Source organism: Prevotella sp. P4-98 (assembly GCF_002251405.1).
Lineage (GTDB): Bacteria > Bacteroidota > Bacteroidia > Bacteroidales > Bacteroidaceae > Prevotella.
Window position 1 is genome coordinate 14,412 of the sequence record NZ_NPJC01000034.1, and the last position, 13,002, is coordinate 27,413.

The 13,002-nt window shown below is 44.6% G+C and carries 5 protein-coding genes and 4 pseudogenes; 4 read left to right on the forward strand and 5 right to left on the reverse strand.

The window, feature by feature from the left end; genetic code table 11:
* Positions 1-64: 64 nt before the first annotated feature.
* A complete protein-coding gene (locus CIK96_RS05590) occupies positions 65-1,663 on the reverse strand; it encodes an ABC-F family ATP-binding cassette domain-containing protein (RefSeq protein ID WP_094388430.1) in 1,599 nt (532 codons plus the stop codon).
* A gap of 165 nt (positions 1,664-1,828) precedes the next feature.
* On the opposite strand from CIK96_RS05590, the pseudogene CIK96_RS05595 reads away from it, so the two are divergent.
* Positions 1,829-3,114: pseudogene (locus CIK96_RS05595) on the forward strand (IS1380 family transposase).
* A 239-nt stretch (positions 3,115-3,353) separates the two neighbouring features.
* Here the strand turns inward: CIK96_RS05595 and ant(9) are convergent.
* Entirely contained in the window at positions 3,354-4,136 is a 783-nt protein-coding gene (ant(9), locus tag CIK96_RS05600) for an aminoglycoside nucleotidyltransferase ANT(9) (protein WP_197065809.1), read from the reverse strand.
* A 27-nt stretch (positions 4,137-4,163) separates the two neighbouring features.
* On the reverse strand, positions 4,164-5,003 hold the full coding sequence (locus CIK96_RS05605) for a nucleoside phosphorylase (protein WP_229032463.1): 840 nt from the start codon (positions 5,001-5,003) through the stop codon (positions 4,164-4,166).
* Between the two features lie 200 nt (positions 5,004-5,203).
* Between CIK96_RS05605 and CIK96_RS05610 the strand changes: the two are divergent.
* Positions 5,204-6,193 (forward strand): annotated as a pseudogene (locus CIK96_RS05610) (IS1380-like element ISBf11 family transposase); the annotation flags it as partial.
* 275 nt (positions 6,194-6,468) lie between these two features.
* Here the strand turns inward: CIK96_RS05610 and CIK96_RS05620 are convergent.
* Both CIK96_RS05620 and CIK96_RS05625 read right to left on the reverse strand, forming a co-directional pair.
* Positions 6,469-7,149, reverse strand: a complete 681-nt coding sequence (locus CIK96_RS05620) for a UpxY family transcription antiterminator (RefSeq protein ID WP_049129570.1) — start codon at positions 7,147-7,149, stop codon at positions 6,469-6,471.
* A 714-nt stretch (positions 7,150-7,863) separates the two neighbouring features.
* Positions 7,864-8,304: a retropepsin-like aspartic protease gene (locus tag CIK96_RS05625; RefSeq protein ID WP_048316574.1), complete on the reverse strand. Its 441-nt coding sequence runs from the start codon at positions 8,302-8,304 to the stop codon at positions 7,864-7,866.
* A 749-nt stretch (positions 8,305-9,053) separates the two neighbouring features.
* Between CIK96_RS05625 and CIK96_RS05630 the strand changes: the two are divergent.
* Positions 9,054-10,262 (forward strand): annotated as a pseudogene (locus CIK96_RS05630) (TraG family conjugative transposon ATPase); the annotation flags it as partial.
* A gap of 39 nt (positions 10,263-10,301) precedes the next feature.
* Positions 10,302-12,883: pseudogene (locus tag CIK96_RS05635) on the forward strand (hypothetical protein).
* Positions 12,884-13,002: the final 119 nt, after the last annotated feature.

The window sequence follows — 13,002 nt, forward strand, 5'->3', positions numbered from 1 at the left end:
AGGAAAAATATGATAGCTAAAATTAATATTTTCTTGCCGTTGCTTTAGTGTTCATAAAGAAGATTTAATGAATACTGATTATCCGTTTGATGCCAATATCATGAATGAATTGTTCATCATGACTGACGATGAGCAATGTCCCGATATAATTCTTCAACGTGTCAGCCAATATATCCATACAGGAGATGTCTATATTGTTTGTCGGCTCATCAGCGATGATGATATCCGGAGCCTTCTCTGCGATGAGCAGACAGCACAAGGCCAGTTTCATCCGCTCGCCGCCACTCAGGCATACGCATTTCTTATCCCACGTCTGAGCTGTAAACATAAAGCGGTTGAGAAGCATTTTCAGTTCATGCTCGGGCTTCTTACTGTTGCAGCTTTCCAGCAGACCATATACGGTCTTGTCATTGTCAATACAGGAATACTCCTGGTCGAGATACAAGATATTCAATGAACCTCTTCGCCATATCTTTCCAGTGGTGGGCTGTAAGGAACCTGCAATCAGTTTGAGCAATGTAGTTTTGCCACTTCCGTTATCACCTTGAAGCCAGATCCGCTCGCCGCTTGAGATTGAAAAACTCAATGGATCATCCTGCCATAAGACATTCCGCCCTTCGTATCTGTAAGTTAAGCCATCAGCTTCTATCAGCCGTTTGCTTCCATGCATATCAGAATTGCTGATATTGATTTTCACGGATTTGTCATCGCTGATGGATGCCCGTATCTCATGTACCTCCTGACTCATCCTTTGCAGTTTCTCCTGCTGAACTTTGTTCAGATGAGAGGTTGCTGCTTCCGAGCTGTCACGTCTGTTCCCCATGGCTATGCGGGCTATACCCTGTCCTGCACTGTGCTTTTCTCCCCTTGAGGCATGTTTCTGCTGCCGTTCCATGGTCTTCTGTGCCAATTTCTCAGCTTTCTTCAGTTCTTTCTGCTCGTTCTGAAGACTTGCGACTTTAGCGGCATACTCTGCATCAACAGTCTCCTTGTATTGAGAGTAGTTCATTGGATAGAACTGCATGCCAGTGGATGACATCTCAAAGATGCCCGGCATCAGGTTCAGCAAAGCCCTATCGTGACTGACAATGACTGTGGCGCTGTTCGTCTTCTGGACAAAGTCATAGAGCTGGGCCCGGCCTTTCATGTCTAAATGATTGGTAGGCTCGTCCATCAGGATCATGTCAGGCTTGAATATCTCGATTCCTGCAAGAAACACCTTGGCCTTCTCCCCTCCGCTAAGTGAGGCCAGAGACATATCCGGAGTAATATAGTCTATGCCCCATTTAGTGAAGGCAGCTAATATCTGTTCCTCAAGGTCCCATTCGTCATTGAGAACAGCAAAGTCATTCTCTGTCCCTCGTCCGCCCAAGATGGCAGACAGTGCCTGAAGCTTTTTCGAAAGGCCTAATGCTTCTGCCACTGTCTGATCATTGTATTGACCAAAATGCTGAGGAACGAGATAGAGACGGTCATCGCACAGCACTGTACCGGCCGACGGGGCAAGTCTGCCAGCCAATATCTTTAGAAGTGTCGATTTACCTATGCCATTATTCCCTATAATGGCGCGTTTGTCTCCCGAAGTTACAGAGAAGCTAATGTTTTGGAACAGTATGTCTTTATTGGGATGGATGTACGACAAGCCTTGTACTTGTAGACTCATAACTATTTGCTATTGATGATAATATAAAACCTTAATTCCGCAGCACTTTAGTTTAACTTTCTTTATAAGTTCCTGAGCAACAAAAAGTTGCTCAGGATTTTGCCATGTCAGATTTTTCACCTATCTTAGTGTTGCAAATCAAAATATGTATCAAACCCGACAGACATGGTAAAGGTAGCAATAAAATCTGAGAAACTCTCTCCTTTTGGAGGAATTTTTTCAATAATGGAGCTATTTGACTCCAATCTCTCATCTGTAATCGACTCAACCCTCGGTATGAGATGCAGGCTGTATGGTTATCAATACAGCGAAATCATCCGTTCGCTTATGAGCGTTTATTTCTGTGGCGGCTCATGCGTGGAAGATGTAACGTCACAACTGATGCGCCTCTCTCGTATCATCCTACCCTTCGTACATGCAGCTCTGATACCATCCTCAGAGCCATCAAGGAACTGACACAGGAAAACATCTCCTATACTTCCGATAAGGGCAAGACCTATGATTTCAATACTGCAGACAAACTCAACACATTGCTTATAAACGCTTTGGTTTCTACAGGCGAGTTGAAGGAAATTGAGGAATACGATGTTGACTTTGACCATCAGTTCCTTGAAACGGAGAAGTATGATGCAAAACCGACCTACAAAAAGTTCCTCGGCTACAGGCCTGGCGTATATGTTATCGGTGACAAGATAGTCTATATCGAGAACAGCGATGGTAACACGAATGTGCGTTTTCATCAGGCAGACACCCATAAGAGATTCTTCGCTCTTCTGGAATCCCAGAACATCCGTGTAAATCGCTTCAGGGCAGACTGCGGTTCCTGCTCGAAGGAAATCGTCAGTGAGATAGAGAAGCATTGCAAACATTTCTACATCCGTGCCAACCGATGCAGTTCGCTCTACAATGACATCTTTGCTCTGAGAGGATGGAAGACGGAGGAGATTAACGGCATCCAGTTTGAACTCAATTCCATTCTTGTTGAGAAATGGGAAGGCAAGTGCTATCGTCTTGTCATTCAGAGACAAAAGCGCATGGATGGAGAGCTTGACTTGTGGGAAGGTGAATACACCTACAGATGCATTCTTACCAACGATTATGACTCATCAACAAGAGACATCGTCGAATTTTACAACAAGCGTGGGGGCAAAGAGCGTATATTCGATGATATGAACAACGGATTCGGCTGGAACAGGCTCCCCAAGTCGTTCATGTCAGAGAACACCGTATTCCTTCTGCTTACGGCATTGATACACAATTTCTATAAGACCATCATTAGCAAGCTTGACACCAAGGCTTTCGGGCTCAAGGAAACGAGTCGCATAAAGGCTTTTGTCTTCAGATTCATCTCCGTACCTGCCAAGTGGATCATGACAGCAAGGCAATACGTGCTGAATATCTATACTGAAAACCGGGCTTATGCAAGACCTTTCAAAACTGGATTCGGATAAAGTCCGTTCCTTATGGTTTTAATCTGCGTATTGCCTCAAGTCGCATTGTGGGGTAAGGGGAAGGTATGCACAAATCGGACAAAATTCACGCTCATACTATCATGATGCATAGTGTTCAAGCTCTTTACTGCAATTGAGATTGCCATTGAGATTGCTTGCGGATTTTAGGTTATTGTAAAAGAGGCAGCACCATTTCAAACGGTTTATTTATTGTAGGGATATTCTTGCTTTTGCTTGCTTTACCCTTTGGCTTTAAGCAATTCTTCAATCCGACCTTTCATAAACCCGGTAAGCGCGAGCGTTTCATTTTCCATTGTTTCCCATTCGTCAGACAGGTTTCCCAAATAGGCTTCCTTTGCCGTTTTCAACAGGGAAGAAAAGGTTTCCGGCAATTGGGGAATCACCCACTCCGCAGCAACATCTTTCGTTGTCACGTCTTCGGTTTCTAATGTAAACCACATGCGGGATAGCGTCAATAGCACATTTCTTTCATCTCCCTTAACATTGGAAATCAAACCGGGTAGAGAAAATTGAATAGCCTTTTGTATTTCGCGGAACGGAATCGGGAGAATAAGTTGTTTGCAATCTGCGCCCTTCAGCGTCATACTACTTTTTCTCGCCTGCCATAATAGAATCGCTATATCAGGGTCGAAACACGCCTGCGGAATCATTCCGGCTTCCATCTCTTTCCGAAGCCACTCCCCATACATATACTCGCATTTGGGCGGAAACTGCCACGGAATAATGTCTTTTTGATGGATGACAGTTATCTCCAATGGTCTTTTTTCGGCGCAACCTACGAAGCCGGAAATTTCCAATAATTGCTTGGTCAACTCCTTTTTCGTTGACAGATTCAATTCTTGTCTGGTTATTATCAATATATCTATGTCACTGTCCGGACGCAATTTATTCATTGTCGCAGAGCCATATAAATACATTCCCAATATCTGCCCCTGCAATAGGGTTTCTGCTATGGAAACGACTTGCTTCACTTGTTGTGGGATTTCATTCCGATTGTTCATTGTATTTTCCATATAGATTTGTTTCCTTTATTCTTTGATTAATACAACAGCGTCAAATGCCAGTTCCAAGGCGGTGGATACACTTGCTTTTCCCCACTTCCGTTCTTGGTATTTATGAGGATTCGAGAGCGTGTCGGCTGTAAAAAGCAACATAGCCCATATTACTTCTCTAAATTCTGCACATGCAGCCAGTGCAGAACATTCCATTTCCACTACTTGACAGCCTTCCTCTTTGCGGTATTGCACCATTTCCAGTGTTTCTCGATAAAAACCGTCTGTTGTCCATGTCTTGACTTCCAAATATGGGATTTTCTTTTGATTTAAAGCAAATTTGATTGCACTTATTCCTGCTGTTGAAATCTTTATGTCTCTGGATGGCGGAAGATAATGGTAAGAAGTTCCCTCATCTCTCAATGCAGAAACGGGTATTAAGAATCTGTTCTCCGGAATATCTTCCAATACACCGCAGGAACCGACAGAAATAATTTCTGTCACACCTCCTGCTATTAAATACTCTAAAATCTGGACAGCAGCAGCACTCCCAACCGGAGCCGGACATAAACATATCCTTTCCTGATTATGAAAGCATTCATAGATGGGATATAATTTTGTTGCACTCTCAAATTCATCTATCTGTATTCCACTGTGGGCATGTGCATACTTTTCCACTTCATCCCCCAAAAATGCAAATACGGCTTTTTTAGGGAAGTGCTTTTTCCCATTTCCCGGCTGAAAGATTGCTTTTGATGCGGTATCGTATTCCAAAATAGGATAATCGTGCTTTACTAATGCCATACTATCATCTCCAATAAAAATTTTCTTTCTCACATTTTCTGCATCTATTTTTTGCAAAGTTACTTTTTTCATTTGGCTATACATCAATAAACTCTTAGTATTTTGAGTATATTTTTTCGTGAAGCTATCTTTTATCCCTTAATTCCGCAACACTTTGATTTAACTTTATTTATAAGTACCTGAGCAACAAAAAGTTGCTCAGGATTTTGCCATGTCAGATTTTTCACCTATCTTAGTGTTGCAAATCAAAATATGTATCAAACCCGACAGACATGGCAAAGGTAGCAATAAAATCTGAGAAACTCTCTCCTTTTGGAGGTATTTTTCCAATAATGGAGCAATTTGATTCCAAGCTCTCATCTGTAATCGACTCAACCCTCGGTATGAGATGCAGGCTGTATGGTTATCAATACAGCGAAATCATCCGTTCGCTTATGAGCGTTTATTTCTGTGGCGGCTCATGCATCGAGGATGTCACCACTCATCTGATGTATCACCTCTCGCTTCATCCGACACTTCGCACATGCAGTGCCGACACGATTCTCAGAGCCATAAAGGAACTGACCCAGGATAACATTTCCTACACATCCGACACTGGCAAGACCTACGACTTCAACACGGCAGACAAGCTGAATACACTGCTCCTCAATTGCCTATTGTCCACAGGGCAGCTGAAAGAGGGCGAGGGGTATGACGTTGACTTCGACCACCAGTTCATAGAGGCTGAGAAGTATGATGCGAAGCCTACATACAAGAAGTTCCTTGGTTATCGCCCTGGCGTGGCAGTTATTGGCGACTTGATTGTCGGCATTGAGAACAGCGACGGCAACACAAATGTCCGTTTCCACCAGAAGGACACGCTGAAGAGGTTCTTTGAAAGGTTTGAACAGAACAAGCTTATTATCAACCGTTTCAGAGCTGATTGCGGCTCGTGTTCTGAAGAGATAGTGGAAGAGATTGCTAAACACTGCAAGACCTTCTATATCCGTGCCAACCGATGCAGTTCGCTCTACAATGACATCTTTGCCCTCAGAGGTTGGAAGAAAGTGAAATTGGGCGGTATTGAGTTTGAGCTGGCCTCCATTCTCATCGAGAAATGGAAAGGGAAGGCATACCGTCTTGTGATTCAAAGACAGAAGCGGATAGACGGCGAACTCGACCTGTGGGAAGGAGAATACACCTACCGCTGCATCCTTACAAATGACTACGAGTCTTCCGAGAAAGAGATTGTCGAATTCTATAACCTCCGTGGAGGGAAGGATTAGTTTCTGTTGTTTGTACCGGAGCAAGTTCTGCTACAAGTACCATGACATGTGTTGAAGCAACTGTTCATACAACGGTTGTTACATCCTGCGCATGACATTGCATTTGCAGTTTCTGACAAGATAGGACTTGACAGGAGAGCTGCACCAGCCAAAATAGGCAGAGCACCTTTAGCGGCTCTCTTAAAGAACTCACGACGAGACTGAAGTTCTTCATTCTTACCATTTTTCTTCATAAAATAAAAAATTTAAATTAAACAATATGCCTTTCGGCATTATTTGACAATCTCAATAAAATCAGTAGGAATATACGCAGTAGCGACAAGGCACAATCCCGAGATCTCAACAACAATTCTTTGTTGTCCTGCTATTCTGGCAACTTTTCCAACCACTCCCTTGAAGTCACCAGCTATTACTCGTACTTTATCTCCACTTTTATAGTGACACTGTTCCGCTGTAACAATGCGTACATGCTCACTATCAGTACTTGTTGCTTTGATAAAATTTATCATTGCATTGTATGGTATAATAAGCGGAGGATTTTTACCGTTTGCCTCTGGAGGAAGCGTCTTATCCAAATAATATTTTATAAAAGAGATTGGGGCATCAACTGTCTTTTTCACAAAACTGTCTGATTGTTCCCTTGTGGCGTATATAAAAAGAAAGTTGGGAAGAAGAGGCTGTTGTATTCGCTTCTTCTTCCCAGCAATCACTTTTAGTACATAGTGCATCGGCACGTATGTCTTAATATCATTCTTCTTTGCTTTCTCTACGGCTGCATTTACCCTGTTATAAGTAGCACGAAGAACAAACCAGTTGTAACCTTCCTGCTGGACATATTCCGAGGACACCCCTGTTTGTGAGCTTTGGGCTTCGGGGGAGACATTGGAGGCAAATCCAATGTGAGGAGGTGAATCGCAACCTCGTTTGGTATGCGCATTAAGCAATGCGTTCATATCGGCTTATATGTCGTTGCTCGTTAATAGCAATATAGACATAAAAAGAGCGTGGAAACGTCTGTTGTCTATTCCACAGTCTGAGGCTCTAGCAATTGCCTATCATAGTTGAACAGACAACGTCAGAGCCCACGCCGATATGAATAATCATTTCCATTAGGAGACCATAATAAACAATTGTTGTGCCCGAAAAGGTACAATCCGTGCTTACAGGTCTCCGCAGGAGCGATATTATCACACCCGGGACATCTACCGTTGGCTTTGCTCAAGACTATGATAACTGTTAATTTGCTAGATTACAGACTGTCTTAAACAGAGCGTTAGTAAACGCCTTCATTATGTCTGGACTATCTTTCCCACCCAATGCCCGCTTTGTACCGCTTTGTCATTATGACTCCGCCATACTCAGCACGGCGTAGGCTGCCTTGTATGCCATCACGAAAGAACACGTCTAACCTCAATGGCTATAAACATGGCGATAATAGTCCGCTGCAAAAGTACAAAGAAAATCTCAATACAACCTCATTTTGTTATGGAAAAGTATGTATAAACCTTAAATTTAACCATAATTAACTAAGTCTTGCTCAAATCTCGTATATTTTGTGTAAGGAAATGGCCTCTTATTGGCGTAAAAAGCAAAAGACAGATGCGAATGTCACATCTGTCATTATTGTTGTCGCACATGTCTTTCTTGAAAGAAAGCCTATGGCTGGTTTATTTCAGAATGATTTTCTCCTTTGCTGGATGACATAAGGAGAATGTACTTTTGCCGTCTTTGTTTGTATAGCAGAAGTCGCATGAATTTATAATATCCATGCCAATCACCACATCATAGTCTGAATTGTCGTTAAGCAGAGCCTGAACATTCAACTCTGCTGTTCCTGTTGGAAGGATAACATGAACAAGGTAAGTCCAGGATTCGACATCACCTCCTGCACTCGAAATAAGAGCCTTGTTCTTCGGTTGTAACCCTAAAGCATTTACAACTTCCTGTGAAATCAATGTATTGGTCGCTCCTGTGTCCCACAATACATTTTCAACTTGGCAATGAACAGGAACAGCCACGTTTGCCGACAAATCTACGGCTGGACAGATAATGACGTTTGTAAGAATAGCCTCTGGCTGGGATTCGTATTCTTTTGTATATACAGCCATTCCTACCTCAACTCAATTTTTCCCGTATATGAAGTTTGTTGAGGAACAGGCTCGTCAGTGATAAGGCGAACCAAACGGACATAACCTGTCCGTGCAGCTCTATTTCCGTTAATGACGGGAGCCTGAACTGCGGTTGCAAAATCTATTGTCTTGTTCTTTATAACTTTCATATACCTACAATTTAAAAAATGTCCCGCTGGGTACGCTGTTCTTATGGGAAGCGAGCGGGATTTGTCAATGCAAAGGTAGGCATTCAATTCCAAAAAACCAAACAATTGGAAGAAAAACTAATCTAACTACCCTAAATTTAACATTTTATCAGGAAAACTACTAAACAATGAATACGTCTTTCAAACGCTATTCTATTGCCGCCGAATCATTAACCTCTGTTGTATATCAGCAATATATGCCAACAGAGATACAACTGAGGTACAAGACATCCATTTTCGCCCTATGTTGAAGCCACTAACAAGGCTCTCTCATCCCTCTTTTTCTTTTTCGACCGTCTCACTCTTTATGGCTGATGAAAGTGGAACTTTTCATCAAAAATGCGCTCTTTGGATAGCAATCAGCCAAAATAGCCCAAAATATTTTCATAAATAATCTTAAAACCACTTTTTACCCCTGTCATAGTTTTTTCTCTTTGCCGAGTGCTTTGAACTATAGATTTTCGCCTGTTCAAAATTTGTACCGTTTTGAATTTGTTGTTTTCAAGAGAGTGCTGTGGCTCAGCGTGTTAGGAGATACAAAAAGGCTTCCACATGAACAGCGTAGTGCGCCAGATGTGGGAGCAGAACACCGATGTGGTCATGGTCGATACAGGTAACTCGTATGAGGGACTCTGCGAGTATGTCGGAGGCAAGTATATCAGCTATACCGACGAGCATCCTATCACTATGAACCCCTTTGCCATCAAGCGTGAGGAGCTGAATATCGAGAAGATTGGCTTCCTGAAGAATCTCATCATGCTTATCTGGAAGGGAACCCAGGGAGAAGTCACCAAGACGGAAGACCGTTTGGTAGAGCAAGTCATCACAGAGTATTTCGATGAATACTTTGTGAAGAAGCGCATCGACAATCTCTCGTTCAACACTTTCTATGAGTACAGCACTGTCCGCATCCCGACCATCATCAAGGAGAACAACCTTGCCGGCATAGACCTGGCTGCCTACAACTATCTGCTGAAGGACTTCTACAAGGGAGGCAGCCATGAGCTGACCCTCAATGAGAACCTGGACACGAAGCTGTTTGACGAGACCTTCATAGTCTTTGAGATTGACTCCATCAAGGATGACCCGCTTCTGTTTCCTCTTGTCACCCTTATCATCATGGATGTCTTCATCCAGAAGATGCGTATCAAGAAGAACCGCAAGGTGCTGGTCATCGAAGAGGCATGGAAAGCCATTGCCTCCCCTATGATGGCAGAGTACATCAAGTACCTCTATAAGACAGCCCGAAAGTTCTGGGCAAGCGTAGGTGTGGTGACACAGGAGATTCAGGACATTGTAGGCAGTCCCATTGTCAAGGAAGCCATCATCAACAACTCCGATGTCGTGATGCTGCTCGACCAGGCAAAGTTCCGCGAACGATTCGACGAGATTAAAGCCATCCTTGGCTTGACCGATGTCGATTGCAAGAAAATCTTCACCATCAACCGTCTGGAGAACAAGGAAGGGCGCAGTTTCTTCCGTGAAGTCTTCATCCGTCGTGGTTCCGTCGGTGCGGTCTTTGGAGTGGAAGAGCCCCATGAGTGCTATATGACCTACACCACCGAGCGAGCCGAGAAGGAAGCCCTGAAGCTCTACAAGAAAGAGCTGCAGTGCGACCATCAGCACGCCATAGAAGCCTACTGCCGTGACTGGGAACTTTCAGGAATATCCAAGTCATTGCCATTCGCCCAAAAGGTCAACCAGACAGGCCATGTGCTTCATCTCACTCCCCACAACCAATCTGAATAAGATATTGAAAGTAGAAACAACGAAACATTCATCCCAACAATGAAACGCTATCTGTTCATAATCATCCTCTTCGTCTGTGCTGCTGTACCAATGACGGCACAGTACTACAGTGTCAACTACGACAAGCGCACTGTAGCAGAGATGACAGCCGCCTTTGCGTCGGAGGCTGCCACCGAGGCGTATTATGCCGAACAGGTAGCCAAGATACGTGAATACTACCAAGCTGCAGAAGTGGCTGCTGCTGGTATCTTCACGTCCAAGTTCCTCGACCGCCGTGCCCTTACAGACTTAGGTCTATGGACAAGCTCCACAGAGAACTATTATTACCGACGCATCTACAACATGGTCTCCGCCAAGATTATGCCCAAGATCTGGACTGTGGCAGGCATGATGTTGCGTAGTCCGCAGAACGCCCTCTATTGGGGCAGCTATCTGTATAAGGTGTGCGAAGAGACAAAGACACTCTGCTATCAGTTTGAGTCCATTGTCACCAACAGCAGGCTTTCCTTCAGGGACATCGCATTCCTGGAGATCAATCAGGAACTTGCCGCCATCCTCAAACTGTCCGAACTGGGGGATGTGGATTGGAAGAACCTGCTCGACAATTTCTCCGACATAGGCTCCAACTTCACCAAGGACAATCTCAAAGCAGACATCGACAACCTCTATGCGATGGGAGTCAGCCTTGCCTCTGCAGGTGCTGGCAATGCAGTCAGTTCCATTGTCGGCAACAGCAATTTCAACGGCACACTGATGGACAAGACCAGCAGTGTCATTGAGATAGCAGAGAATACATACGACCTCTACAACGACCTATCCACCAATGCCGGCAATACCCTGTTGCAGTTTGTTGGTGGACAGGAGGGCATTGCCAACCTTTTCTCTTTGTCGAATTACAATACCACAGCATGGATTACTGACTATGCCCGTGAAGGCATGGGACAATACTATACTCAGCGATGGTATATCTACAGTGTTGACCAAGGAAGCGAGAAGCTCTGCGACTACTATCCTCCGACAGATGATGATGCCATCCTGTATGGCGACCATTGGTATCGCATCAGTACAACAGCCCCCGATTTCTATCCATCCTCCTCACAACGGGAGGCAGCACTCCAGAACTCAGAGAATCATGCAGGTTGGAGCCGTAGCCGTGTGCAACAGCTCAATAACTCTAATGACGGCTACAACTACAACATCAGCTACTATTCATCAGCATACATTCTCAGCAAAAAGAAAAGCGGTCAGTATGCCAAGGCATACGCCTACGAGATACATGTGACCAAGTCATGGTACAGGCAGGAAGTCATATACGAGGATGTCTTCGACTCCTATTCCATGGACATGGCCACTTTCAGAGCAGGCTTGAACGCCCGTCTTGCCGACTACAATGACAACGAAGACGGCATCCGTTACTACATTGGCAGTGACAGTAAGCGATACTACCAGGCCACCAATGCGGAGAAGATGGCAGGTTGCGAGACGGCTACCATCAGCGTCACCTGCCATGACGGAACCAAACTGGGTGAAGGCTCCACCCAATACAAATGCTCTCAGTGCGGTGGCAGCGTCAATGCCCACACCAAACAATGCTCCATGGCAACCAGCATCACTTCGGAGAGTGTCAACACCTCCGAGATTGATGCAAAGATTGCCGAGGCAGAGAGCCGGATAGCATCCATTGATACAGAAATAGCCCGATTGGAAGCGGAGAACTCTAACCTCCTGAAGCTGATACAGACTTCCAGCGTTGAAGATGCCGCAAGGTATCGTCAGCAATACAACGCCAACAAAGACCGCATATCCGCGTTGAAGTCAGAGAAAAGTGCAGCAGAAAAAGAACTTGCAGACTATAACCAAGCCAAGCAAGAGGCTGTTGATGGAGAGAACGCCGCCACTGATGACTACTACCGCATCCCAGCCATCATGCAGGACTGCAAGAATGCCTATAACCTCAGCTGGAACGGAGCAGGTGCATGGGAGGGCAATACTTTCGTTCGCACCGCGTCCATGCCCAATATCAACGGCACTATCACGTTCAAGGCCACCATCTCCATTGCAAGAAAGCCGAAATACTTCCTTGGCATCAAGATACACCGTGCCATCGTCCAGATTTCATGGACGCTTACCACAGAATACAGCGACACACAGGTGGTGGCGGTCATCAACCTCGATCCATCAAAGACAGACCAAGAGAAAGCCGATGAGGTCAATGCCAAGCTGTCAGAGATAGCCCGGGAATACCCATCCTGTGAGCCAACGGTCGAATATGCCAAAAGCAGTCCTGTGGAATCAGATGACACGGAAGACACCTACCATCTGTTGTGGACCAGCGACCGCCTGGACATTGCTCGTCAGATAGACAGCCGTCTCACCAAGATCTATGCCGACCTTGTGTCGTTGGAGAAGATGATGCACTACAAGCATTCCATCATAGACATACTCCGCAGTATAGCCCCTCTCGACACAGACCAGGGCAGAAGGCTTACGCTCATAGAGAGAGATGCAGGAAGCGTTGGTTGCGCAATGCTGCCAACAGCGCACATTCAGATACGTATAACGGCAAATATGACGAAGAAGATGAAGAAGAAGAAGAAGAAGACGAAGAAGAAGAACCTTAATTCCGCAACACTTTGATTTAACTTTATTTATAAGTTCCTGAGCAACAAAAAGTTGCTCAGGATTTTGCCATGTCAGATTTTTCACTTATCTTAGTGTTGCAAATCAAAACAAGCGTAAA